At 75.4% G+C, this 24,093-nt stretch carries 25 protein-coding genes; 13 read left to right on the top strand and 12 right to left on the bottom strand.

Annotated features, from left to right (window positions below; translation table 11 throughout):
* Positions 1-85: 85 nt before the first annotated feature.
* Both QSK52_RS11755 and QSK52_RS11750 read left to right on the top strand, forming a co-directional pair.
* Positions 86-364: a hypothetical protein gene (locus tag QSK52_RS11755; RefSeq protein ID WP_285735915.1), complete on the top strand. Its 279-nt coding sequence runs from the start codon at positions 86-88 to the stop codon at positions 362-364.
* Between the two features lie 78 nt (positions 365-442).
* Positions 443-937, top strand: coding sequence for an NUDIX domain-containing protein (locus QSK52_RS11750; RefSeq protein ID WP_285735914.1), 495 nt, complete (start codon positions 443-445; stop codon positions 935-937).
* 19 nt (positions 938-956) lie between these two features.
* On the opposite strand, the gene QSK52_RS11745 is transcribed toward QSK52_RS11750, so the two are convergent.
* From QSK52_RS11745 to QSK52_RS11735, 3 genes are all read right to left on the bottom strand, one after another.
* Positions 957-1,652, bottom strand: coding sequence for a class I SAM-dependent DNA methyltransferase (locus QSK52_RS11745; protein WP_285735913.1), 696 nt, complete (start codon positions 1,650-1,652; stop codon positions 957-959).
* A 66-nt stretch (positions 1,653-1,718) separates the two neighbouring features.
* Entirely contained in the window at positions 1,719-2,435 is a 717-nt protein-coding gene (locus QSK52_RS11740; RefSeq protein ID WP_285735912.1) for a tyrosine-protein phosphatase, read from the bottom strand.
* A 113-nt stretch (positions 2,436-2,548) separates the two neighbouring features.
* Positions 2,549-3,247 carry a DUF4304 domain-containing protein gene (locus tag QSK52_RS11735; RefSeq protein WP_285735911.1) on the bottom strand — a complete coding sequence of 233 codons (699 nt, stop codon included), beginning with the start codon at positions 3,245-3,247 and terminating at the stop codon, positions 2,549-2,551.
* A 264-nt stretch (positions 3,248-3,511) separates the two neighbouring features.
* On the opposite strand from QSK52_RS11735, the gene QSK52_RS11730 reads away from it, so the two are divergent.
* From QSK52_RS11730 to QSK52_RS11705, 6 genes are all read left to right on the top strand, one after another.
* Entirely contained in the window at positions 3,512-4,324 is an 813-nt protein-coding gene (locus QSK52_RS11730; RefSeq protein ID WP_285736035.1) for an RNA polymerase sigma factor, read from the top strand.
* Positions 4,321-5,190, top strand: coding sequence for a hypothetical protein (locus QSK52_RS11725; RefSeq protein WP_285735910.1), 870 nt, complete (start codon positions 4,321-4,323; stop codon positions 5,188-5,190). The genes QSK52_RS11730 and QSK52_RS11725 overlap by 4 nt, the downstream gene beginning before the upstream one ends.
* 287 nt (positions 5,191-5,477) lie before the next feature.
* Positions 5,478-5,954, top strand: a complete 477-nt coding sequence (locus QSK52_RS11720) for a hypothetical protein (protein WP_285735909.1) — start codon at positions 5,478-5,480, stop codon at positions 5,952-5,954.
* A gap of 9 nt (positions 5,955-5,963) precedes the next feature.
* Entirely contained in the window at positions 5,964-8,135 is a 2,172-nt protein-coding gene (locus QSK52_RS11715) for a bifunctional polysaccharide deacetylase/glycosyltransferase family 2 protein (RefSeq protein WP_285735908.1), read from the top strand.
* A gap of 4 nt (positions 8,136-8,139) precedes the next feature.
* Positions 8,140-8,301: a hypothetical protein gene (locus QSK52_RS11710; protein WP_285735907.1), complete on the top strand. Its 162-nt coding sequence runs from the start codon at positions 8,140-8,142 to the stop codon at positions 8,299-8,301.
* A 63-nt stretch (positions 8,302-8,364) separates the two neighbouring features.
* A complete protein-coding gene (locus QSK52_RS11705; RefSeq protein ID WP_285735906.1) occupies positions 8,365-9,915 on the top strand; it encodes a protein kinase domain-containing protein in 1,551 nt (516 codons plus the stop codon).
* Here the strand turns inward: QSK52_RS11705 and QSK52_RS11700 are convergent.
* The 6 genes from QSK52_RS11700 to QSK52_RS11675 all read right to left on the bottom strand — a co-directional run bounded on the left by QSK52_RS11700 (position 9,912) and on the right by QSK52_RS11675 (position 14,778).
* Positions 9,912-10,433: a potassium channel family protein gene (locus tag QSK52_RS11700; protein WP_285735905.1), complete on the bottom strand. Its 522-nt coding sequence runs from the start codon at positions 10,431-10,433 to the stop codon at positions 9,912-9,914. The two genes, QSK52_RS11705 and QSK52_RS11700, sit on opposite strands and share 4 nt — an antisense overlap.
* On the bottom strand, positions 10,430-11,782 hold the full coding sequence (locus QSK52_RS11695; RefSeq protein WP_285735904.1) for a hypothetical protein: 1,353 nt from the start codon (positions 11,780-11,782) through the stop codon (positions 10,430-10,432). The genes QSK52_RS11700 and QSK52_RS11695 overlap by 4 nt, the downstream gene beginning before the upstream one ends.
* Positions 11,783-11,944: 162 nt before the next feature.
* Positions 11,945-12,217 carry a Sec-independent protein translocase subunit TatA gene (gene tatA, locus QSK52_RS11690; RefSeq protein WP_285735903.1) on the bottom strand — a complete coding sequence of 91 codons (273 nt, stop codon included), beginning with the start codon at positions 12,215-12,217 and terminating at the stop codon, positions 11,945-11,947.
* Positions 12,218-12,419: 202 nt separating this feature from the next.
* Positions 12,420-12,743: a DUF202 domain-containing protein gene (locus QSK52_RS11685; protein ID WP_285735902.1), complete on the bottom strand. Its 324-nt coding sequence runs from the start codon at positions 12,741-12,743 to the stop codon at positions 12,420-12,422.
* On the bottom strand, positions 12,740-13,093 hold the full coding sequence (locus QSK52_RS11680) for a YidH family protein (RefSeq protein WP_285735901.1): 354 nt from the start codon (positions 13,091-13,093) through the stop codon (positions 12,740-12,742). The genes QSK52_RS11685 and QSK52_RS11680 overlap by 4 nt, the downstream gene beginning before the upstream one ends.
* 137 nt (positions 13,094-13,230) lie before the next feature.
* On the bottom strand, positions 13,231-14,778 hold the full coding sequence (locus QSK52_RS11675) for an MFS transporter (RefSeq protein WP_285735900.1): 1,548 nt from the start codon (positions 14,776-14,778) through the stop codon (positions 13,231-13,233).
* 109 nt (positions 14,779-14,887) lie between these two features.
* On the opposite strand from QSK52_RS11675, the gene QSK52_RS11670 reads away from it, so the two are divergent.
* Positions 14,888-15,556, top strand: coding sequence for a TetR/AcrR family transcriptional regulator (locus QSK52_RS11670; RefSeq protein ID WP_285735899.1), 669 nt, complete (start codon positions 14,888-14,890; stop codon positions 15,554-15,556).
* A 69-nt stretch (positions 15,557-15,625) separates the two neighbouring features.
* Here the strand turns inward: QSK52_RS11670 and QSK52_RS11665 are convergent, their stop codons facing one another.
* Positions 15,626-15,961 carry a cupin gene (locus QSK52_RS11665; protein WP_285735898.1) on the bottom strand — a complete coding sequence of 112 codons (336 nt, stop codon included), beginning with the start codon at positions 15,959-15,961 and terminating at the stop codon, positions 15,626-15,628.
* A 163-nt stretch (positions 15,962-16,124) separates the two neighbouring features.
* Here QSK52_RS11665 and QSK52_RS11660 point away from each other — a divergent pair, with 163 nt between their 5' ends.
* On the top strand, positions 16,125-16,385 hold the full coding sequence (locus QSK52_RS11660; protein WP_285735897.1) for a hypothetical protein: 261 nt from the start codon (positions 16,125-16,127) through the stop codon (positions 16,383-16,385).
* A 147-nt stretch (positions 16,386-16,532) separates the two neighbouring features.
* Here QSK52_RS11660 and QSK52_RS11655 read toward each other — a convergent pair whose 3' ends face one another.
* On the bottom strand, positions 16,533-17,690 hold the full coding sequence (locus QSK52_RS11655; RefSeq protein ID WP_285735896.1) for an acyl-CoA dehydrogenase family protein: 1,158 nt from the start codon (positions 17,688-17,690) through the stop codon (positions 16,533-16,535).
* Between the two features lie 179 nt (positions 17,691-17,869).
* Here QSK52_RS11655 and QSK52_RS11650 point away from each other — a divergent pair, with 179 nt between their 5' ends.
* Positions 17,870-18,985, top strand: a complete 1,116-nt coding sequence (locus QSK52_RS11650) for a TetR/AcrR family transcriptional regulator (RefSeq protein WP_285735895.1) — start codon at positions 17,870-17,872, stop codon at positions 18,983-18,985.
* A gap of 130 nt (positions 18,986-19,115) precedes the next feature.
* Here QSK52_RS11650 and QSK52_RS11645 read toward each other — a convergent pair whose 3' ends face one another.
* A complete protein-coding gene (locus QSK52_RS11645) occupies positions 19,116-19,433 on the bottom strand; it encodes a hypothetical protein (protein ID WP_285735894.1) in 318 nt (105 codons plus the stop codon).
* Between the two features lie 446 nt (positions 19,434-19,879).
* On the opposite strand from QSK52_RS11645, the gene QSK52_RS11640 reads away from it, so the two are divergent.
* Positions 19,880-21,718, top strand: a complete 1,839-nt coding sequence (locus QSK52_RS11640; RefSeq protein ID WP_285735893.1) for an ATP-binding protein — start codon at positions 19,880-19,882, stop codon at positions 21,716-21,718.
* The gene (locus QSK52_RS11635) at positions 21,715-24,066 is read left to right on the top strand and encodes a tetratricopeptide repeat protein (RefSeq protein ID WP_285735892.1); all 2,352 of its coding nucleotides are present in this window, start codon (positions 21,715-21,717) and stop codon (positions 24,064-24,066) included. The genes QSK52_RS11640 and QSK52_RS11635 overlap by 4 nt, the downstream gene beginning before the upstream one ends.
* The last annotated feature ends 27 nt before the right edge of the window (positions 24,067-24,093 follow it).

The raw sequence follows: 24,093 nt of genomic DNA, 5'->3' as shown, positions 1-24,093 counted from the left end.
GGCAAGGGAGTTCAGGTGTCTCGGAATATATCGGTGGATAACGGGAATATCGGTCTGATGTAGGTCCGACGAAGGGAGATCGGCGATGACCGAGCGCTCGACCGACCGGACGGCCATGCTCCGCCGGGGCACCGAGGAACTGCTCGCGGAGCGCGGCATGGTGACCGCCCCGGTGGCCCGCGCCCCGCAGCTGGGCACCGACACCGACCTCGGCACCCGCACCGGCCCGCACTACGGCGACGCGGTGTTCAGCCACGGCGGTCGCCGGGCGCCGGAGGCGGCGGGCCCCGCCGCCGGGCCCGCCACCCACACCGAGCTGCCGGGTCACCGGCACCGCGGGGCGGAACGGCACTCCGCGCACTGAACCCCCGGCGGGGGTGGGAGAGCTGCGGCGGGGGTGGGAGAGTGGGCTCGCAAGCTCCGCCCCCGCCGAAGGAGTGCCATGGCCGACGCCCCCGAGTTCGCCTCCCGCGAGGAGTGGCTCGCCTCCCTGCACCGCGTGTACGCCGCCGCGGGCTGCCTGATCACCGACCCCGACGGCCGCGTCCTGATCGTGAAGGCCGGCTACCGCGACGCCTGGCAGTTCGTCGGCGGCACCGTCGACCTCGGCGAGAACCCGCGGCAGTGCGCGACCCGCGAACTCCACGAGGAGACCGGCCTGCACCGCGAGGCGGGGGACCTCCTGGCCGTCGCCTGGACCAATCCCGGCGGCGAACTCGACCACCCCGCCTGCCACTTCCTCTTCGACCTCGGCACCTTCCCCGCCGACACCCCCGTCACCCTCCCGGCGGGCGAGCTCGACGACCACCGCTGGGCCACCGTCCCCGAGGCGCTCGCGCTCCTCGGGCCCGCCCGCGCCCTCCGCCTCGAAGCGGGCCTCGCCGCGCGGGCGGACGGGCGCACCCGGATCGTGACGGCGCCGAACTCCGGCTTCTAGGAGGAGGAGGGAGCGGGCCCTACGCCTTGCGCCAGACGTACGCCGCCGAGACCGGTTGGCCGCGGTGGCGCTCCCACTTGGGCTTGAGCGCCGTCCACTGGTCGCCGACGACCTCCTCCCGCATCTCGGCGAGCTGCCAGCCCGCGGCGAGGCCCGCGGTGACGTGGTCGCTGACGAGGTGGACGTGGGTGGTGATGGCGACCGGGCCGTCGGGGCCGTCGTAGTGGGTGGGCATGCCCGCGGCCATGATGAAGGCGGGGTGGAGGCCGACCAGGGTGAACAGGCCGCCGGGGCGGACCAGGCGGTGGGCCTCGCGGTAGAGCGGGCCGAGGTCGGCGAGGTGCTCGTCGACGAGGGAGCAGGCGGCCAGGTCGTAGCCGCCGTCGGGGAGGCCGGTGGCGGTGAGGTCGCCCTCCAGGAGGAGGCGGTGGGCGCCGCGGGCCTTCGCGCGGGCGAGCATCTCGGGGGTGAGGTCGATGCCGTCGACGGTGCCGACGCCGCGGGCGCGCAGCCAGGCGCCGGTGCGGCCGGTGCCGCAGCCGAGGTCGACGGCGAGGCCGGCCTCGGCCCAGCGCGGGACGGCGAGCCGGGCCAGGACGTCGACGTCCATCGCGTCCTGGACCGTGTCCTCGTAGCTGTCGACCCACCCGGCGTAGCCGGTGCGGACGTCGACGGTGGGGTAACCGCGGGTGTCGAACAGGGAGAAGTCCGTCATGCCGGGAGTATCGTCCGCGGCCGGACGGGCGGGCGAGCGATTAAATCCGGCCGCTCGGCCGGCCGCTCAGCCGAGCAGGCGGGCCCGGACGGCGGCGACGTCCTCGGCGGGCAGCCACTGCTCGGCGTCGAACTCGGCCACCACCTCGTGCAGGGCCTGCTCGGGGGTGGTGCCCGCGTCGGCGAGGACGCGGGCGATGCCGGCCTCCTCCTCGGGGCGGTCGAGGATGCTCCAGAGCGGGCGGAGGTTCTCGGCGGAGAGCAGGTAGTCCTCGGCGATCGCGGCGGGGGTGGCCCCGGCGAGGGCGAGCAGGACGAGGGCGGCCAGGCCGGTGCGGTCGCGGCCCGCGCCGCAGTGCACCACGACGGTGCCGGGACGGGCCCGGGCGACGGCGGCGACCAGTTCGGCGACGGCCGGGCGGCAGTGGTCGAGGTAGGGGCGGAAGGACAGCGGGGTGCCGTCCAGGGCGCCGAAGCGGGCCCACCAGTCGGACCCGGCCAGGGCGTCGAGCGGGACGCGGACCAGGTCGATGCCGTCGGGGGCGGGCAGCAGCGGCCGGTACTCGGCGGCGTCGCGCAGGTCGATGACGGTGCGTACACCGTACGCGAGCAGGGAGTTCTGGCCCTCGGCGGTGAGCCGGTCGAGGTTGTCGGCGCGGACCAGCGCGCCGGTGCGGGTGCGCCGGCCGTCCAGGGTGGGGAGCAGGCCGAGGTCGCGGACGTTCAGGCAGCCGTCCCAGTCGATCCGGCGTTCCTCGTGCGGTATCGCCGTGGTCCCCGTCATGTCAGCCCCCCGCTGTGTTCCGTACGCCCCGTGCGCCCCACGCGCTCCGTGCGTCCCGTGCCGTTCCTCGCGTCCCGGTGGTGCACGCGCGCACCACCGCCACTGACAGGGACTCAGCCCGCTTCGGGATGGTTCCCGTCGGCGGCGGGGCGGAACTCCCAGAGCGTCCGGCCGAGGGTGTCGAGCACCCGGACGGCGTGGAACCGGGCGTCCCGGGCGGAGAGGAAGCCGCGGGCGGCGCCGGCCAGGACGGCGTGCGCGGCCGGGTCGTGGCGGCTCCATGCGCCGTGCAACTCCAGGGTGCCGTCGGTGAGTTCGGCGCGCTGGATGCGGGCGACGGCGGCCGCGGCGAGGGCGCCGTTGACGCCGTCGAGCTCGGCCTGGCCGAGGTAGTGCTCGCGTTCCCCGGTGCGCAGCCGGCGGCGCAGTTCGGGCAGTGCGTAGCCGCGGACGGCGGCGACCGAGTCCTCCACGGCGATCAGCCAGCGCGGCCCGGGCGCGACCTCCCACCAGACCTCGCCGCCGACCGGCAGCAGTTCGCCGATCGGGGAGCGCCAACGCTCGAGCCCAGTAGGAGAGTTGGCGTCCGGTCGGATGCTCCGCCGGTCCCAGGCGGCCTTGTCGGTGACGGAGAGGTTGACGGTGTAGCGGACCCGTCCGTCGCCGGACACCGCCTGCACGCCGAGCACCGCCCAGCGGTCGCGGTCCGGCAGCGAGAAGGAGTGCCGCCAGCCCTGGAAGCCGAGCGCGCGCAGCGCGGGCGCGAAGTGGTCGCGGATCCCGGTCGTGTACAGCTCCTGGGCGGTGGGCATGCCGGCTCCGGCCTCCTCGGTCAGCGGCGAAAAGGGGTGATTTGCCCCTTATCTGCACGGTAGGGCGGGGGAGCGGGCCCGAACCGCGGGCGAAGGACAGCAGCGGACGGGACGAAGGTCGGTCCGGCGCGGGCCCCTCGTCCTGTCCCGGCGGGCGGGGCTGACGGGCCGTCACACCGTTCCGCGTCCGCACCGGGCCCTCACCGGCCCGTCACCGGAGGGGCGCCGCCCCGGAGGTGGGCGGGGTCCCCCGGATGGCGCATGATGTGGCGGGTGCACAGAGCTGAACACCACGGGGCGGACGCCGGGCACCGGCTCGACCCTCCGAAGGCACCGGACCGTCCGCCCGCCGGTCCGTCCCCGTCCGCCGGTCCTCCCGCCGGACCGTCCGCCGGGCCCCCTGCCGGGCCCTCCACCCGGCGGGCCGACCTCGCGACGGCCGTCCGCGCCGCCCAGGACGGCGACGAGGAGGCGTTCCGGGTCCTGTTCCGGGCCGTCCAGCCGGGGCTGCTGCGCTACCTGCGGGTGCTGGTCGGCGGCCGGGCCGAGGACGCCGAGGACATCGCCTCCGAGGCCTGGCTGCAGATCGCCCGCGACCTGCCGGACTTCCGCGGCGACGCGGACGGGTTCCGCGGCTGGGCCGCGACGGTCGCCCGCAACCGGGCCATGGACCACCTGCGCCGGGTGCGCCGCCGCCCGGTCGCCGACCTGCCGGTGGAGTACCTGGCCGAGCTGGCCGCGGCCGAGGACACCGCGGGCCAGGCGATGGCCACCGTCGCCACCTCCGACGCGCTCGCGCTGATCGCCTCGCTGCCGCCCGACCAGGCCGAGGCGGTGCTGCTGCGGGTGGTGCTCGGGCTGGACGCGGAGAGCGCCGCGAAGGTGCTCGGCAAGCGCTCCGGCAGCGTCCGGATGGCCGCCCACCGGGGGCTCAGGCGGCTGGCCAAGGTGCTGGAGCAGAGCGGGGGAGCGGCCGCCGGGGTGCCCCGCCAGGGGGCCTGGAGGACGGCCGGGAAAAAAATTTCCGCGCAGGGTGTGACACCGGCGCAGGCGCCGACGCTGAAGGACATGAGATGAGCACCAACCGATCCCGCCGGATCGATCGCGCCGCCGCCGAGCAACTGCTCGGCGGTGTCACGGTCGACCCGGAGGCCGGTCAGGACCCCTCCGCCGGGCAGCAGTCCGCGCCAGGACGGCCGGAGCTCGCCGCCCTGCTCGCCGCCGCTGCGACGAGCGAGGCGGCCGGCGACGGCCCGCTGCCCGGCGAAGAGGGGGCCCTGGCCGCGTTCCGGCAGGCTCGTCGCCAGCCGACCCCCCAGCAGCACCGGAGACGACGGAAGATGGCGGACAGCGCGCTCGCGCGGGCCCTCAGCGCGAAGGCCGTGGCCGTCGCCCTGGGCGTGACCGCCGTGGGCGGCGTCGCGGTCGCGGCCTCCACCGGCCGGCTGCCGGAGGTGCTGGGCGGTTCCGCCCCGGCCCCGTCGGCCACCAGCGCCGCGCCCGCACCGTCGAGCGGGGGGCCGGGCAGCCCGTCCACGAGCCCCGGTGCCGACCGCACCGACCGGCCCACCGCGGGCCCGAGCCGCTCCGGCGGCCCGGCCCGGCCCTCCTCCGGGCAGGCTTCGGGCCCGGCCGACCTGCCGGCGCTGAAGCAGCTCTGCGAGGGCTTCGCCGGCCGGGTCGCGGGCGGCAGCAAGCCCAGGGACGCGGCCGCCGACCCGGCGCTGGCCGAGCTGCTGAAGGCGGCCGGTGCACCGGAGAAGGTGGCCGGGTTCTGCGCGCTGCTCTCCGCGCACGGCGGGGAGACGCCGGGCGGGAACGACCACGGGCGGCCCACGACCGGCCCGGGCCAGTCCGCGCCGCCCTCGGCCACGCCCTCGTCCGGCAAGGCGGGGCGCACCGGGACCGACCGTCCGACCGCCGGGGGGAACGGCCAGGACTGACACCGCACTCCGGTCGGACCGCGGGCTCCCCCGGGCCCCGTCCGACCGGGCACCGCCTCCGGGCGGCCGATGGGCCCCTGTACCCGTCGTCCGCCCGGACCGACTCCGGACGGGTGCCGGGCTCCCCCGGGCCCCCACCCGTCCGGGACAGCTCCGACCGGTCGACGACTCCCCCGGGTCCGCGGCCGGTCGGGGAACCCGCTCCGGACGGACGACCGAACTCCCCCGGGTCCGCCGTCCGTCCGGAGCCCAGCCCCGCCGTACCGCCCGAACGCCCTGGAGCCCCGGTGACCGAAACCCCGCGCGCAGCGCGGCCCGCCGTCCCGGCGGCCCCGGTGTTCGTCGACGCCAGCGGCAGGCGCCAGCGCCGTTCGCGGCGGATCGGGTGGCTGCTGGCCGTCCCGGCCGCCGGGTACCTGGCCCTGGTGGCGAGCAGCGCGCTGGGCGGCCCGTCCTTCGACGCGCCGTTCGTGCCGAAGCCGGCCGCCCCGGCCGGGCCGAGCGTCCCGGTCCCCACCGGGGCCCCCGACCCGGTGGCGGACGGCCGCTCCACGCCCGGGCCGGGCAGCACCGGCGCCCCCGCGACCCGTCCGGCCCAGGCCCCCCTCGCCCCGGCCGCGGCGGGCTCCGCGCTCCGGAGCACCGCGGCGGCCACCACCGCGGCCACCGCCACCGCCACGGCCGCGACGCCCGGCCCCACGGCTTCGCACGGCCGACCCACCGCGGCGCCCGGCAACAGCCGCAAACCCGTCAAGAACCCCTAGCGAGCCCCGATGACCTTCCCCCGGACCTCCCCCCGCCGCAGCGGCCCCGCCCCGCGCGGCCGCCGGGGCCGCCGGGGCGTGGTGCGGCAGCCCGCGCCCCGCACCCACTGGCTGCTGCTCACCGCCCTGGTGGTGACCCTGGCCGCGGCGCTGCTGCTGCAGGGCTACACCCGCCACCTGTACGGATCGGCGCCCGACGGCGCCGCCCGCCCCACCGGGCCCGCGTACGCCGTGCCCCCCGAGGCCGCCCACGGCGGGCCGGTGATCGACGCCTCCGCCGCGACGCCGCGCACCGCCCGGCCCGCCCCGGGCACCGTCGCGCTGACCTTCGACGACGGCCCCGACCCGGTCTGGACGCCGAAGATCCTGGACGTGCTGAAGCAGCAGGGGGTGCACGCCACCTTCTTCGTGGTCGGCACCCAGGTCGCCGACCACCCCGAGCTCGCCCGCCGGATCCTCGCCGAGGGCCACCAGCTCGGCATCCACACCTTCACCCACGCCGACCTCGCGCAGGCCGCGCCGTGGCGCCGCTCGCTCGAACTGCGCGAGGCGCAGCTCGCGGTGGCCGGGGCGACCGGCACCACCACCGCGCTGCTGCGGCCCCCGTACTCCTCGACCAACGACGCGCTCACCGACGCCGACTGGCAGGCGGTCCGGCAGGCCGGGCAGTCCGGCTACCTGACGGTGCTGACCACCCTGGACAGCGAGGACTGGCGGCGCCCGGGCGTCGACCGGATCGTCGCGAACGCCACCCCGCAGGGCCCGGCCGGGCAGGTCGTGCTGATGCACGACGCGGGCGGCGACCGCTCGCAGACGGTGGCGGCGCTGGCCGAGCTGCTGCCGAAGCTGAAGCAGGCGGGCCTGCGGGTCGGGACGGTCTCCGAGACCGCGTCGATCGCGGACGCCGCGCACCCGGCGAGCGGCGCCGAGCACTGGCAGGGCCGGGCGCTGCTGCTCGCCCTGTCCGGCGGCGACCTGGCGGTGGCGGTGCTGGGCTGGCTGCTCTGGGCGGCGGGGGCGGTCAGCGTGCTGCGCGCGGTGGTGCTGCTGTTCGCCGCCGCGCGCCACCGGCGCCTGCGCCGCCGGGGCTGGGGCCCGCCGGTCACCGAGCCGGTCACCGTGACCGTGCCCGCGTACAACGAGCGCGCGGGCATCGAGGCGGCGGTGCGCTCGCTGCTGGCCTCCGACCACCCGGTGGAGGTGATCGTGGTCGACGACGGCTCCACGGACGGCACCGCGGACCTGGTGGAGTCGCTCGGCCTGCCCGGCGTCCGGGTGCTCCGGCAGACCAACGCGGGCAAGCCGGCGGCCCTCAACAACGGTCTGCGGCACGCGAGTTGCGAGCTGGTGGTGATGGTCGACGGGGACACCGTGTTCGAGCCGGACGCCGTCCGGCTGCTGGTGCAGCCGTTCGCCGACCGCCGGGTCGGCGCGGTGTCGGGCAACGCGAAGGTGATCAACCGGGGCGGGCTGCTCGGCCGCTGGCAGCACATCGAGTACGTGGTCGGGTTCAACCTGGACCGCCGCTTCTTCGACCTCGCCCAGTGCATGCCCACCGTCCCCGGCGCGGTCGGCGCGTTCCGCCGCTCGGCGCTGCTGCGGCTCGGCGGCGTCGCCGAGGAGACCCTGGCCGAGGACACCGACCTCACCATGGCGCTGTGCCGGGCGGGCTGGCGGGTGGTCTACGAGGAGCGGGCGATCGCCTGGACGGAGGCCCCGGCCTCGCTCTCCGCGCTGTGGCGCCAGCGCTACCGCTGGTGCTACGGCACCCTGCAGGCGATGTGGAAGCACCGCCGGGCGCTCGCCCAGCGCGGGCAGGCCGGCAAACTGGGCCGCCGCGGGCTGGTCTACCTGCTGGTGTTCCAGGTCCTGCTGCCGCTGCTGGCCCCGGCCGTGGACGTGTTCGCGGTCTACGGCCTGCTGTTCCTCGACCCGGTGCGGATCGCCGCGGTCTGGCTGGGCTTCCTGGTGCTGCAGGTGCTGTCGGCCTGCTACGCGTTCCGGCTGGACGGGGAACGGCCGGGCCCGCTGTGGACGTTGCCGCTCCAGCAGGTGGTCTACCGCCAGCTGATGTACCTGGTGGTGATCCAGTCGGTGTGGACCGCGCTGGCCGGCAACCGGCTGCGCTGGCAGCGGATGCAGCGCTACGGCTCCCTCCAGGCCCCGGCGAACCGGAGTTGACGCGATGACCTTCCCCCGCACCTCGCCCGCCGCCGAACGCGCCGCCCGCCGCGCCGTCCGCCGGTCCGCCCGCCGCACCGCCCGGGGCCCGCGGGCGGTGCCCCGCACCCTGCTGGCGGCGGCCCTCGCCGCGCTGGCCGCGCTGCTGCTCGTCCAGCGTCCGTGAACCCCGGCGGACGGGGCCCGCTATGGTTCACGGGTGCCCGCCCGGAGTTGAGAGGAGTATCCGATGATCGGACGCGCGCTGAACGGGCGTTACGAACTCGGCGAGATCCTCGGCGTCGGCGGCATGGCCACCGTGTACCGCGCCCTGGACCACCAGCTGGGCCGCCCGGTCGCGGTCAAGGTGCTCAACGGCGGCCTGGCCGACGACCCGCGGTTCGCCGAGCGGTTCGCCCGCGAGGCCCGGTCGGCCGCGCTGCTGGCGCACCCGCGGATCGTCACGGTCTTCGACTCCGGCGTCGACCAGGGCTCCCCGTACCTGGTGATGGAGCTGGTGCACGGCGCGACCCTGGGCCGGGTGATCGCCGAGCAGGGCGTGCTGCCGGTGGAGCGCGCGGTCGGCACCGCCGCCGCCGTGCTGGACGCGCTGGCCGCCGCGCACGCCCAGGGCCTGGTGCACCGCGACATCAAGCCCGGCAACGTCATGATCACCCAGGACGGCGGGGTGAAGGTCGTCGACTTCGGCATCGCCCGGGCCGGCTCCTCCGCGGGCCAGCAGCTCACCCAGACCGCCTCGGTGCTCGGCACCGCCGCCTACCTCTCCCCGGAGCAGGCCACCGCCGGGCAGGTCGACGGCCGCGCCGACCTGTACGCGGTCGGCTGCGTGCTGTACGAGATGCTGGCCGGCGTGCCGCCGTTCACCGCCGACACCCCCGTCGCGGTGACCTTCAAGCACGTCACCGAGTACCCCGCCCCGGTGTCCGTCCACCGCCCCGACGTGCCGCCCGCGCTGGACGCCGCGGTGCTGCGGCTGCTCGCCAAGCACCCGGACCAGCGCCCCGCCGACGCGCAGTCCGCGGCCGCCGAGCTGCTCGCCGCCGTCCCGGCCGCCCCCGCCGACCGCACCGCCCAACTGCTCGGCGCGGCCACCCAGGTGCTGCCGCCCGTCCCCGCCGCCGCCTTCCCGGCCGCGCCCCCGCCCCCGCCGCAGCAGCCGTGGACCGAGCCGCAGCGCACCTCGGTGCTGCCGCCGGTGCAGGCCCCGCTGCTGCCCTCGGCCCGCTACGAGGACGAGGAGCCCGGGCCGCGGTCCACCCGCAACCCGCTGGTGTACGCGGGCATCGGCGCGGCCGTGATCGCCGTCGTGGCGGGCATCGCCGCGTTCTCGCTCGGCGGCGGCGACCCCGCCCCGAAGGCCGCGCACACCCCCGCCCCGACCGCCGCCGCCAGCAGCCCCGCCGCCCCGACGCCCTCCCCGTCCGCCTCCGCGTCCGCGTCCGCCGGCGCCAGGCCCAGCGCCTCGCCCAAGCCCTCCGCCACCCCCAGGGGCGGCCCGGTGGCCGCCCAACTCGCCCAGCTGCGCGCCGAGGTGGCGCAGGCCGACTTCAAGCGCGACCGGGACAAGCAGGACGACCTGACCGGCCTGCTCGACCGGGCCACCCAGGACGTCAACGACAAGCAGCCCGCGGACGCCGAGGACTCCCTCAAGGACGCCCAGAAGCTGGTCCACGACCTGCAGCGCCGCAAGGCCGTGGACGCCCCGCTCCTGATCGGCTGGCAGGCCCGGCTCACCGCCCTCACCGCGCTGGTGCACGCCCAGGCCGCCCAGCAGGACTAGCGCCGGTCGTCCCGCTGCTCGCGGTGGCGGGCCCGCTGCACCGCCCTGGTCTTCACCTGCCTGGTCAGCGCCGTCACCCCGGTGGTCAGGAACACCACGGTGTACAGGAGTTGGATCATCACCACGATCCTGGCGGCCTGCCCGGCCGGGTGGATGTCGCCGTAGCCGACGGTCGCCATCGTGATCACCGTGAAGTACAGCGCGTCGACCTTGGTGACCAACCCGTCCAGCTCGCCCGGCTCCTTGGACATCGCCAGGTAGGCGGTGGAGAACACCACCAGCGCCCCGCACAGCAGGACCAGGATCCGCGGCACCGGGTGCCGGGACTGCCCCAGCACCTGCATCCGCACCTCGCGCAGCACCCCGGCGCCGAGCACGGCCAGCAGCACGCCGAACGCCGTCCAGCTGATCCGCGGGTGGTGCGGCCCGAACCAGCCCACCGGCACCGTGAAGTAGGCGACCAGCAGCACCACCGGTCCGGCCAGCAGGCCGACGTACGTCCGGACGAGGTCCTTCACGCCGCCGCGGCCTTCCCACCGCCGGGGCGGTCCGCGGGCGGCCCGGCGGTCGGCGGGGCGGTCGGCGGGGCGCCGGGGGCGGTAGGGGCGGCGGGGGCGTCGAGGAACTCCAGCACGGCCAGCCCGGCCAGCAGCACCACCGCGATCCACAGCACCACCGCGCCGGTCGGGTAGCTCCAGGTCAGCAGCACCACGGCGGCGACCGCGACCGCGCCCCAGCCCAGCCAGGCCTTCCAGCGGTGGACGAACGGGCCGACCGGTCCCAGCCGCATGCCGATGCCCTCGGCGGCCCGCCGCACCGCCCCCAGCCCCTCCTGCCACAGGTGCCGCACCCAGCCGGCCCGGCGGCCCCGTCCGGTCAGCCAGGCCGCCAGCGCGACCACCACGCCCAGCGCCAGCAGCATCCGGACCGCGGCCCGCAGGTAGCGCACCAGGGTGTCGTACACCGCCATCGCGGCGGCCTGGTCGACGCCCGCGGGCAGCTTGTCCAGGTAGAGCGCCCGGAACACGGTCAGCCCGATGCCCAGCAGGCCCGCCGCGGCGGCCATGCCGAGCGCCGCCCCGACGGCGGCCCGGCGGTGGTGCACCGCCAGCAGGACGCCGCCGACCGCGCACAGCAGCGCCAGCACCGGCACCCAGAACCCGGCCAGGTCGAGCAGCCGCAGCCCGGTCTGCGCCTTCTGCACCGCGCTCGACTGCACCAGCGTGTAGTCGGTGTGCACCTCGGGGATCTTCGAGGCCAGCCCCAGCCCGTTGGCCACCAGCCGGTCCTTGACCGCCGCGACCACCGGCCCCAGGTCCAGGCTGACGGTGTCGCCCTTGACCTGCACCGCCCCGCCGCCCTGCCCGGTCAGCACCTTGTCGAACGCGCCGTGCGCGTTGCGCAGCACCCCGGTCCAGACGGTGGCGAACGCGTCGGACTGGACGAAGCGCAGCACCTGGTCGTGGACGAAGCCGGTCAGCCCGCTGGTCAGCGCCGGTCCGAGCTTGCCCAGCGCGGCGTCCAGCAGCGGGCGGTCGGCGGGCGCGACGTCGTTCAGCAGGTCGGTGATCGGCAGCTGCTCCATCACCGCGGCGGTGACCCGGTTGGTGAGCGCGTTCTGCACCGACGGGTCGGAGGCCAGCGGCGCCATCGTGGACACGAACCGGTCGGTGTCGGTGACCTGCGACTTGCTCCAGGCGGCGACCACCCCGAGCGGGGTCAGCACCGCGGCCAGCACGATCAGCAGCACCGCGAAGAAGGACCGCACCCGGTGGTGCTCCCGCCGGGGGGCCTTCTGCTCCTCCAGGACGGCGATCCGCTCGCGCAGCTCCGCGAGCTCGTGCTCCTCCGACGGGTCCGCCGCCATCCGTGCCTCCCTGGTGATCCGCCGTCAGCTGGATACCAGGAGATAACAGAACAAATCGGTCAGCCACTCGGGCGTGCCGACACGCCGGAGCCCCCGGCCCGTCGGAGCGACGGGCCGGGGGCTCCGGTACGGCGGACGGCGTCGGCCGGGGCCGACGCGGCGTCAGGCCGTGGTGGTCTTGGTGGGCTCGGCGGCCTTGGTGACGTTGGTCGGCTCGACGGCCGGGCGCGGCTGCTCGGCCTGCGAGGCGGCGGTGCCGTTCTGGGTCTCCGCGGGGGCGTCGTCCTCGCGGAGGGCCTTGGTCTCCGCCTTCAGGATGCGCATCGACTTGCCGAGGCCGCGGGCCATCTCGGGCAGCTTCTTCGAGCCGAACAGCAGGACCAGCACCACCACCATGATGGCGATGTGCCAGGGCTCAAGACCGTTACGGAACATCCCTGACCACCGGTCCTTTCGTGGAAGTTCTCGCTGTGACTAAGGGCTCGGGCGGAACGCCCGACTCGGCCAGTATGCCTGGCCTTGTCGGCGAACGTATACACCCGTCGGCAAACAGCCGCCGAAAAACAGGTGATCCGAGTCATGTGGTCTGTACCACCTGGCGGGTCCGGCGGCCCGGCCCGGCGGGCCCGCCCGAGGCTCACCCGCCCCGGTTCACCAGCACCGACCAGGTCGACCCGGCCGCCGCCAGCACCGCCGCGAGGGTCAGCCCGCGCATCCACCACCGGCCCGCCGTGACGTGCGGACTGTGTTCCACCGCACTGCGCCGCCGCACCCCGTGCACGTACAGCCCGACCGCCGCCACCGCCAACAGCCCGCCCAGCGCGGCCAGTCCGGGCAGCCCCCGGACGTAGCCGGTGCGCAGGACCAGCAGCGCGTCGGCGGCCAGCACCAGCGCGGTGCGGCTCCACGCCAGCAGCGTCCGCTCCGGCTGCAGGCCCGGGTCGCGGGGGGCGGCGGTCACCGCGACCAGCCGATGATCAGCACCGAGAAGACCGCCGCCGCGACCGCCGTGCACACCGTCAGCACCAGCATGATCCGGGTCGCGGGCAGCGGCCCGCCCGCCCGCATCGCCCGCTCCACCTGCACCCACCGGTGGTACGCGGCCACCCCGAGCCCGGCCCCGCCCGCGGCCAGCAGCACCGAGAGCGTCACCCGGACCGGCACCGGCGCCAGGTCCGGCGCCAGCTGGTCCAGGCCCACCGCCCCGGCGAGCAGCGCCAGCGCGGTCCTGATCCAGGCCAGGAACGTCCGCTCGTTCGCCAGCGTGAACCGGAAGTCCAGCTCCTGCGGCTCCTCGTCCTCCTCCGCCATACGGCGACCCTAGGGCGGGAGCGGGCGGCGCGCAGAGCGGGAGCGGGGCACCCGCGGGGAGGTTCCCCGCGGGTGCCCCGCTCCGGTGTCCCGGCCGTCGGGCGTCCGGGTCGCCGTGCTGCCGGGCCGCTGTGCCGCTAGGCGGCGACGGCCTGCTCCTCCGGCTGCTCCGGCTCCGGCTCCGGGGCGGGGCCGCTCGACGCGGGCAGGTGGCGCATCAGCAGGTGGGCGGCCAGGGCGGCGCCCAGCATGACCACCACGCCGACCACCGCGGCGACGTGCATCCCGTCGGCGAAGGCGTTGCGGGCGCCGGTGAGCAGCTGGTCCGCGGCGTCACCGGACAGGTGGGCGGCGGTGGTGACGGCCCCGCCGAGGGTGTCGCGGGCCGCCTCGGGGGCGGAACCGTCCATCTGCGAGCGGTAGACGGCCGCGCCGGCCGCGCCGAGGACGGCGATGCCGAGCGAGCTGCCGAGCTCCTGGGCGGTCTCGGAGGTGGCGCCGGCCGCACCGGCCCGCTCGGGGGGAGCGGCGGCGAGCACCATCTCGCCGGTGATGCTGACGGTGCCGACCGAGCCGGCGGCGATCACACCGGCGGCGACCAGCGGGAGGGCGAGCGAGGAGTCGGGGACGACGAAGGCCATCGCGACGAACCCGGCGGCGCTGGCCAGGAACCCGGCGACCAGCAGGACCGCGGGGCGCACCTTGCCGGCCAGGGCGCCGAAGCCGCCGACGGCCGCGCCGACGCCGATGCTCGGCAGCAGGGCCCAGAGCGAGGCCGACAGCGGGCTGTAGCCCTTGACCAGTTGCAGGTACTGGGAGGTGAAGAGGGTGAAGCCCATCATCGCGAACATCGCGATGGTGTTGACGGTGATCGCGCCGGTGTAGGTGCGGATCCGGAACAGGGTGATGTCGATCAGCGGGTTGGCGGCCGTCCGCAGCCGGTGCACCAGGGCGACGCCGACCGCGAGTCCGGCGGCGAGCACCAGGGCGGGCTGAAGGTTCCAGCCGTCCACCGCGAGGTCCTTGACGCCGTAGACGACCGGCAGCACGGTGGCGATCGAGAGCGCGGCGCCGACCAGGTCGAAGCGGCCCTCCTGCGGGGCGCGGTACTCGGGGAGCAGGAACGGTGCGGCGACCATCACCAGCAGCATCACCGGGATCGCGATCAGGAAGACCGAGCCCCACCAGAAGTGGTTGAGCATCACGCCGCCGAGCACCGGTCCGAGGGTGGCGCCCGCCATCATCACGCCGCTCCAGGCGCCGATCGCGCCCTGCCGCTGCTTGGGGTCGGGGAACATGTTGCGGATCAGGGCCAGCGTGGAGGGCCCGAAGACCGCCCCCGCGACGCCCAACAGGGCGCGGGCGGCGATGAGCTGGTTCGCCCCGTTCGACCAGGCGGCGACCAGCGAGGCGCCCGCGAAGGCGGCGGTGCCCGCGATCAGCAGCTTGCGGCGGCCGATCCGGTCGCCCAGGGCGCCCATCGGGATCAGCATCCCGGCCAGCAGGAACGTGTACATGTCCATGATCCACAGCTGCTGGGTGCCGCTGGGGTGCAGGTCGGTGGCGATGAAGGGGACGGCGAAGAACAGCACGCCCATGTCCATGGCGAGGACGAGGGTCGGCAGCAGCAGGAGGGCGAGGCCGAGCCAGGCCCGGCGGCCCGCGGGGCCTTGGTCGGTGGTCATGACGATGACTGTACGAGCGTCTTGCACATCTGTCTAGTACAAGCGTCTAAGTCGATCGTTCCAGACGTTTGACCAAGACATTCGTCTTGGACGCGGTACGATCGGGCGCATGGGAAACCGCGAAGACCTCCTGGCCAGTGCCACCCGCTGCCTGCAGGAGAAGGGCTACGGGCGGACCACCGCCCGGGACATCGCCTCCGGTGCGGGAGTCAGCCTGGCCGCGATCGGCTACCACTACGGCTCCAAGGACGCCCTGCTGGTGGAGGCCCTGGTGGAGGCGATGGGCCGGTGGGGCGACACGATCGGCGGGGCGCTGTCCGCCGCCGCGGAGGTCGACGACCCGCAGGAGCGCTTCGTCCGGGCCTGGGACGCGGTGCGCGACAGCTTCGCCGCGAACCGCGGGCTCTGGACGGTCCAGTTCGAGATCCTCGGGCAGCTCGACAGCCTGCCGGGGCTGGCCGAGCGGCTGGCCGCGGCACAGAAGGCGGGCCGGCTGGGCCTGGCCGCGCTGTTCCACGGCAAGGCCGAGGAGGAGGACACGCCGGAGGACCTGGCCCGCGGCGTCTTCTACCAGTCGCTGCTGCTGGGGCAGGCCGCCCAGTGGCTGATCAAGCCCGAACTGGCGCCCAGCGGCGAGGAGTACCTGCGCGGGCTGTCCCTGGTCTGCGGCGACGTGTTGGGCGGCGTCCCCGGCGGTGTGCCCGGCGGTGTGCCGGTCGGGGAGAAGGCGCCGGTCGGGGCGGCGGCCGGGGCGGCGGGGACCGCGGCGAGGGGCTGAACGGGGGCGCGGCGGGCGCGGCCCGGTACGGGGCCGGGGCGGGGCCCGGTGCGCGCGGGGGCGCGGGCGTCAGGCGGTGACGGCCGTGAGCAGCACCACCGCGTCGGTGTGGGCCAGCAGGCCGTGCCGTTCCTGCGGGATCGAGTGCAGCTCGCCCGGCCCCGCCTCCTGGCGGCGGCCCTCGACGGTCAGCGCGACCCGGCCGCGCAGCACCTGCAGGCTGGCGGCGACCGGGGCGTTGTGCTCGTCCAGCACCGCCCCGGCCCGCAGGGCGATCACGGTCTGCCGCAGGACGCCGTCGTGCAGCAGCAGGTGGGCGCTGCGGCCGTGCGGGCTGGTGGCGGCCTTGGCGGCGTGCTCCTCGGCCAGGGCGTTCAGGTCGATCCGGGTCGGCTGCTCGGTCATCGCGTTCTCCTCCGTCGGGCCCCCGCACCACCGGGCCCGCCGACCGGGCCCGCGGCCGACCCTAGGCCGCGCCCCGCGCGTGTCGCGCGCTGGGTCACGCGCAGGGGTTAAGGAGTGGGCCGCTCGGCGTGCGGGGCGGCGGGACCGGGCCGAAGGTGTCCCTATGGCGACCAATCAGAAAATCACCTTCGGCGGTTTCCAGGTGAACCGCGGCATGCTCACCGCCGGCGCGGCCCTCACCGGGCTCGGCGCCGTCGTCGGACTGACCGGCACGGCGCTGGTCTGCGCCGCCCTGGCGAACGCGGGCCGGGGGTGGGTCCGGTCACTGGAGACCCCGCCCACCGAACTCGCGCAGCGCACCCTGCACCAGGCGAGGGCCGCCTCGGCGGCCGGACTGGAGGCGTGGCGCAGCAGCGTCAACTGACCGGAGAGGCGGCGGGACGGCACGGAGGCGGGCACCCGGTGGGGGTGCCCGCCTCCGCCGTGTCCGTGTCCGTGTCCGTGCCCGGGGCTGCGGCCGTGCCCGGTGCCGGGCTCGTGTCCGCGGCCGGTCCCGGCGCTCAGCGGCGGGTCACAGGCCGAGCGACTTGGCGATGATCGTCCGCATGACCTCGCTGGTGCCGCCGTAGATCCGGAACACCCGGTTGTCGGTGTAGAGGCGGGCGATCGGGTACTCCAGGATGTAGCCGTAGCCGCCGTGCAGCTGCAGGCACTTGTCGATCACCTCGGAGGCCGACTCGGTGCAGAACAGCTTGGCCGCGGCGGCGTCCGCCACCGTCAGCTCGCCGTTCTGGTAGAGCTCCAGCGCCTGGTCGACCATCGCCTGCTGGGCGAGCACCTGGGCCTGGCAGTCGGCCAGCGAGAACTTGGTGTTCTGGAACTCGGCGACGGCCTTGCCGAACACCTTGCGCTCCTTGACGTACTTCACCGCGAACTGCACCGCCGCGGCCGCCGAGGCGTACGCGCCGACCGCGATCGCCAGGCGCTCCTGCACCAGGTTGTGGGTCAGGTAGGAGAACGCCCTGCCCTCCTCGCCGAGCAGGTTCTCCACCGGCACCTTGACGTCGCTGAAGGACAGCTCCGCGGTGTCCGAGGTGCGCAGGCCGATCTTCTGCAGCTTGCGGCCGACCGCGTAGCCCTCGGACTTGGTGTCCACGCACAGGATGGACAGGCCCGCGCGGCGGTCCGCCGGGTCGTACGGGGCGGTGCGGCAGACCACCAGCACCAGGTCGGCCAGCACGCCGCCGGTGATGAAGGTCTTCGCGCCGTTCAGCACGTAGTGGGTGCCGTCCGCGGACAGCTTCGCCGTGGTGGAGATGCCCGCCAGGTCGGAGCCCGCGCCCGGTTCGGTCATCGCGATCGCCGTCATGATCTCGCCCGAGACGAAGCCCGGCAGCCAGCGCTGCTTCTGCTCCTCGTTGGCGTACTCCATCAGGTACGGCAGCACCAGGCCGGTGTGCACGCCCGAGGAGCCGAAGGTGACGCCCGCGCGGGCGGTCTCCTCGTAGATCACCGCCTGGTACTTGAAGCCGGTCTCGCCCGCGCCGCCGTACTCCTCCGGGACCTCGATGCCGAACACGCCGAGCTCGCCGAGCTTGCGGTAGAAGTCGCGCGGCGGGTGGCCGGCCGCCTCCCAGCTCTCGTAGACCGGGACGACCTCGTTGGCGATGAAGTCCCGGATGGTCTCCCGGAACGCCTCGTGGTCCTCGTTGTACACGGTGCGGCGCACGGTGCGCTCCCTTCGGCTGCGGCTGATCGCGCAGTTAAGTTAATCGCCGGTAGCTTCCGGTGTCCAGGGCGGACGACGTGCCCGTCGAGCCGCTCGGTGACGGGCGTCGGCGGGGGTTAAGTGAACCGTTGCTAGCCTGGCCGTGAGGGGCGGGAGAAGCAGCCGGGGAGGGGAACGCGGTGGTGCAGCGGCGTCCGGTGGTGCGCAGGCCGCCCGGTCGGCGGGCCCGGATCCTCGCCGTCGCGGCCGCCCGCTTCCACCGCGACGGCTACCACCGGGTCTCGATGGCCGAGATCGCCGCCGAGGTCGGCATCACCGCCCCCGCGCTCTACCGGCACTTCCGCAACAAGTCCGAACTCCTGCTGCGCGCCGTCGAGTCCGGCCTGCACGCGGTCTGCGCGGCGACCGCCTCCGGCGGGGCGGTCGAGCTCGCCGAACTCGCCCTGGAACGGCGGGAGTTCGGGACGCTGTGGCAGCGCGACGCGAGACTGCTGCCGCCGGGGCAACGGGCAGTGCTGCGAAGACAGTTGCGTGCGGCGGTGCGTGAATCCGCGGGCGAGGAGGGCGAGTTGGCCCGGTGGGCGGTGCTCTCCGCCTACGGCAGCCTGAGCCACCACGGGGTGGTCCTGCCCCGGCGGCGGTACCTGGAGCTCCTGGGCGGGATGCGCGAACGCCTGTTGGCCGTGCGGGAGTTCGGTGCGGCGGTGGTGCCCGGACGGTCCGGTTCGCCCGGCCCGCCCGGCCCGCCCGGCCCGTCGGTGTCGGAGGGGGTGGGGCGTCGGGACGCTCTGGTGGCGGCGGCGACCCGGCTGTTCCACCGGCGCGGCTTCGACAACGTCTCGATGGAGCAACTCGGCGCGGCCGTCGGCATCGCCGGGCCCAGCGTCTACAAGCACTTCGGCACGAAGTCCGCGCTGCTCGCCGCCGTCCTCGACCGCGGCCGGGAGCAACTGCGCCGCGAAGTGCTGCCGGTCCTCGCGGCGGGCCCCGCTCCCGCGGTGGCGGCCTTCGCCGCGTTCGCCTGGCGGGAACGCGACTACCTCGGCGTGATGCTCTCCGAGACCGAACGCCTCGCGCCGGGTGAGCGCCGCGCCGCGGTCGACTTCCGCCGCGAGTTCCTCCGCGCCTGGGTCGAGCACACTTCGATGCCGGGCGAACCGTCGGCGGAGGCCCGGGTGCGCGTCCACGCGATGATCGCGGTCGCGATCGACACCGCCCGCAGCGGAGCGGGAACACCCGCGGCGGTGGCGGCGTACGCGGCCGCGGCGCTGGGCGGGGTGGTGCGGGAGGGGTGAACGCCAGCAGGATCGCGAGGTGGACGGTGAGTCGACGTCACCTCGCGATCCTGCGGTGGGTGCGGGGTTGCTCGCGCGGTTCCCCGCGCCCCTGGCGGTGCGCGTTCCGGCGGTGCGCCCGCGGGGCGGCTCAGTACAGGACGAAGGGGTAGTAGACGGTGTGCGCCAGGTTCGCGTTGGACTGGAGGGCGCCGACGCCGCCGGAGTTGCCGGTGACGCCGAGGGTGTTGTTCTGGTTGCCGGCGCCGGAGCCGGTCGCGGTCTGCTGGGAGCCGTTGGCGTTGCCGTGGACGGATCCGACGATGTTGTTGGAGCCGATGTTGCTGACCACGCTGCTGTTGGAGGAGTGGTCGGCGCCGGCGCCGTTGTCGGCGGCGGCGGTGCCGACCCCCGCGAGGAGGAAGGCGCCGAGGGCGGTGACGACGGCGACTGCGCGAATACGGGACACGGTGGTCTCCCTGCTAACTGGTGCGAATGTGACGCCGCGGGGTGGCCGCCCCGTCCGCGCCGGTTCCTGACGTCGCGTCATCAGGATTGCCCACTGGGCCGTTCGGGTTCCAGCGGGGGCACGCGGGTTCGCTCGAAGGTGTCACTCTCGTGGAATAGCCCCGGAACCGGCCGTGACCGCCGGAACACCACGCTGACAAGGGATTTCACCGCTCCGGGCGGGTCGGCCGGAGTCCCTGCACGTCAACACCGGCTTGACCGAGGATCGACAGAAACCGGAAATCAGAAAACAGTGGTCGCCTGATTGTCGTACTGGCACACTGGGGCCTTATGTCTGATGGTCTTCCCCCCGCTTCCGGGCCCGACGGAAGCGGCGCCGAATTCCCCGCGTCCGAGAACTCGGCGAATCTCCGCACCACGGAGGTCGATCTCGGCGGACTGGTCGGAGTGCTCGCCACGCACCTGTACTCCACGCCGCTGGTGGCGCTGCGCGAACTCGTGCAGAACGCCCACGACTCGCACACCCGGCGGAAGCTGGAGGACCCGGAGGGGGCGTACCGCCCGCTGATCCGGGTCACCGGGGACCCGGCGGCGCGGACGGTGGCGATCGAGGACAACGGGGCGGGGCTGACCGAGCCGGAGATCCACGCGTACCTGGCGACCGTCGGCACCGGCTACACCCGGATGCTGCGCGACCTCACCGGCAACCAGGACCTGATCGGGGCGTTCGGGCTGGGCTTCCTCTCGGCGTTCTCGGTGGCCGAGGAGGTGACCGTGACCACCGCCTCGCACCGCGAGCCGCTGGCCGCGCACACCTACCGCAGCCGGGGCGGCGAGCAGTACAGCGTGGAGCCCGCCCCGGCGCGGCCCGGGCCGGGGACGGTGCTGCGGCTGCGGCTGAAGGCCGAGCACGCGCACCTCGCGGACGAGTCCGCGCTGCGCGAGGTGCTGGCGCGGTACTGCGTGCTGCTGCCGATCGCGGTGTACGTCGGCGAGGACGAGCAGCCGGTCAACGACGTGGCGGTGCCCTGGCGGCAGGACCTGCCGGGCCCGGTGCACCAGCACCGGATGCGGTTCGCCTCGGCGTTCGCCCGCAGCTTCGAGCCGCTGACCGCCTTCCCGGTGGCGCCCGTCGAGGGCCGCACCGACGCGGTCGGGCTGCTGTGGGTGCAGGACGGCGGGACGTACGGGTCGAGCGACAACCGGGACCTCGCGGTGTACCTGCGCGGCATGCTGCTCGCCGACGACGCCCGTGACCTGCTGCCCAGTTGGGCCGGTTTCATCGGCGGCGTGGTCGAGTCGTCCCGGCTCACCCCCACCGCCAGCCGCGAGGACCTGCAGCGCGACGAGCACTACCGGGCGCTCCAGCAGGCGCTGACCGACGCGATCGTGGACGGCCTGTACGAGACCGCCCGGCTGCACCCGGCGGCCTGGCGGCGGATCCTGGCCCGGCACGGGCAGGACCTGCTGGGCGCGGCGCTCTGCGACGAGCGGCTGTTCACGCTGCTCGCCGACGACGTCCCGGTGCCGACCTCGCAGGGCGAACTGACCGCGGGCGCGCTGCGGGCCGCGGGCTCCGGCGCGGTGCACGTGGCGCTGGGCAGCGGCGGCGGCTTCGAGGAGATGCTGTACCGGGCGATGCAGGTGCCGATCGCCCGCGGCGACCGGTACGCGGTGCTGCCGTTCCTGCGCCGCTACGCGCGGCTGCGCGAGTGCCGGATCGTCGAACTGGGCAGCGAGAGCGGCAACAAGGAGCTGTTCCGGGCCCCGGACGTGCCGCTGCCCGCCGAGCAGCAGGCGTGGCTGGCGGCCGCGCTGGCCGAGGACGGCGAGCAGCTGGTGCCCGCCAGGTTCGACCCGCCCGGGCTGCCGCTGGTGCTGGTGCCGGACCGCGAGGCCGAGCTGAAGGCGCGGATCGAGGACGACCGGGCGGACGCCCGGATCCCGTCCGCGGCCCTGCAGTTGGCGCGGGCGTTCACCGCGCGCACCGACGGCGCGGTCAAGGCCCGGCTGTACCTGAACCTGGCCTCGCCGGCCGTCCGCGACCTGCTGGCCGCGTACCGGGACGGGCGCACCGGGGCGGCCACCGCGGCGGCGCTGCTGCGCTCGCTGAAGGTCATCATGGCGGCGGCCTCCGGCTCCGCGGGCGGCGACCTGGGGGCGGCGCTGTCCGGGATCTCCACCGCGGTGGCCGCGCTCACCGCGCCCGTCCCCGCCGACGGCGTGTCGGCGGTGCCCGACACCATCTCCGCAGCAGACCTTCCGCGAGGGGACGAGGAACGATGACCACCGACATCTGGTCCTGGGTGCACGACACCCACCGCCAGCTCGCCGAGTCCGGCCAGCACCGGCTGGCCGACGCGCTCGCCGAGATCGCCGGGCACGCCGTCGAGGGCCGCAACGAGCAGCTGGACGCGATGTTCCCGGAGGCGCTGGCCTCGGCGCGGGCGCTGGGCCTGCCCTGGGTGGAGGTGTTCCTGCGGCACTGGCGGCTGCAGAACCTGCTGAACAAGCGCCACCAGGGCGAGGCCGCGATGTCCGAGGCGGTGTCGCTGCTGGAGTTCGCGCACCGCGAGGAGACCGCGTCCTGCCCGCAGTCGGTGTGCGCCGTCCAGGACTTCACCATCTGCCACGCCAACATCGACGGCCCCGGCTACGTCCCGGAGCGGCTCGCCGTGCTGGAGGAGGCGCTGCAGCGGGTCGAACCGGCCCGGGCCTGCTTCGACTGCCTCTCCCGCGAGTACGCCGACACCCTGGAGGACGACGGCCGCCCCGCCGACGCGCTCACCCACCTGGACCGGGCCGAGACCCGGATCCGGGCGGCGGGCGAGCGCACCTCGCTGTCCTTCGCGCACAGCCGCGCCTCCGCCCTGTACCGGCTCGGCCGCCACCAGGACGCGCTGGACGCCTACGACACCGCCGAGCGCGCCTACGTCGCCGCCGGGAACCGGCTGGACGACGACGACCGGCGCAAGCTCGCGGCCGGCCGCGCCCTGCAGTTCGCCGCGCTCGGCCGCACCGACCACGCGCTGGAGCTGCTGCCGGACGCCGAGGAGGCCGACCGGTACCCCGACATCCGTCACCGCTGGTCCTCCGCCGTCGAACTGCTGGTCGCCGCCAAGGAGTTCGAGAACGACGCCGCGCTCGGCGCCCGACTCGCCTCCTGGGCCGGTGAGTTGGACGTCGCGGGATCGCACCGGCCTTGCCTGGAGCTGGTGTTGCGGGCCGGACGGCTGGCCCTGGCCCGCGGCGCCCGCGAGGTCGCCCTCACCCTGGCCCGCACCGGCGAGCGCAAGCTCGGGCAGCTCCGCCGCACCGAGGGCGTCGCCGAGCAGGTGGCCGCGCTGCGGGCCGCCGCCGAGGCCCTGCCGCGGCCCGAACTCCCGGTTCCGGTCGAGGAGTTGCCGCAGTGGCTGGCCGAGCACCGCCCCGATCCGGAGACCGGCGCCGAACTGCTGGCCGCCGCACTGGCCCTCGGCGGAACGCCCGACACCGTCCTGGTGGTCAACCTGGCCGGTGCCCTCGGCGCCCTCGGCCACATCCGGGCCGTCACCGAACTGGCCTGGGCGCAGCTGGAGTTGGACCCGGGCCACGAGTACCTCACCGGCATGCTCGGCCAGTTGCTGATCGACGCCGAGGACGGCGAGGGCGTCGAACGGCTGGCCGCCCGGCTCGCCGCGGCCAGCCCCGAGGACCCGTCCGACGCGCACTGGCTGCGCGCCCGCTGGGCCGCCGCCCAGGGCCGCTGGGAGGAGGTCGGCGAACAGTGCGCCGCCGTCCTGGCCCACTCGCCCGACGCGCTCAACACCCGCCGCCTGGCCGCGGCCGCCGCCACCCGGCGCGGCGAGCACGCCGAGGCCCAGCGGCTGTACCAGGAGCTGCTGGAGCACGCCCTCGACCCGGCGGAGGCGGGCGAGGCGGACGCGCACCGCACCGTCCAGGAGCCCGACCTGTGGCACCTGGTCACCGCCGCCACCGCCAACCGCGACTGGGCGGCCGTCCGCGCCGCCGGGGCCCGGCTCGGCATCGAGTTCGACACCGACAGCGGCCCGGTCGAGGAGGAGTGGCAGCTGGTCGAGCTGCGCGTCCCCCGCACCAACGGCACCACCACCGACCTGCCCGCGCTGCGCACCGGCCCGGCCACCGCCCGGGTGCTCCCGGTGCTCGGCGAGGACGTCGACCTCAACCACGGCGACGTCGTGGTGTTCTCCCCGGCCGTCCTCAACGACCGCCCGGAGCCCGGCTCCGCGGAGGCCGAGGAGTGGCGCCCGGTCTTCGAACTCCTCACCCTGCTCGACCCGGCGGGCTACACCACCTACTGGATCGACGGCGCCTGCCCCGAACCCGAGCAGTGGTACGCCCTGCGCGACGCCCTCCGGGAGGCCGGGCACGCCGTCTGGGTCTACAGCGGCGACGGCTACCGGATCGCCGACCCCACCGGCGAGCAGGACGACCTCCCCGGCATCTACGCCGCCCTCGGCGTCCCGCCCACCGGCACCGCCGCCCGGGCCGACGCCCTCCTCACCGCCCTCACCGCCGACCTCGCCCACCCCCTCGCCTGGCCCGCCCTGGCCGAGGCGGCGGGCGCCGACACCGCCCGCCACCAGAAGATCGTCGACGACTACGGGCTCTGACCCCGCTCCGTGCCGCGGGAACGGCCG

It is taken from the genome of Kitasatospora phosalacinea (genome assembly GCF_030268885.1).
GTDB lineage: Bacteria > Actinomycetota > Actinomycetes > Streptomycetales > Streptomycetaceae > Kitasatospora > Kitasatospora phosalacinea_C.
Note: the sequence above shows the minus strand (reverse complement) of the source record. Positions and strands in the feature narration are given on the sequence as shown.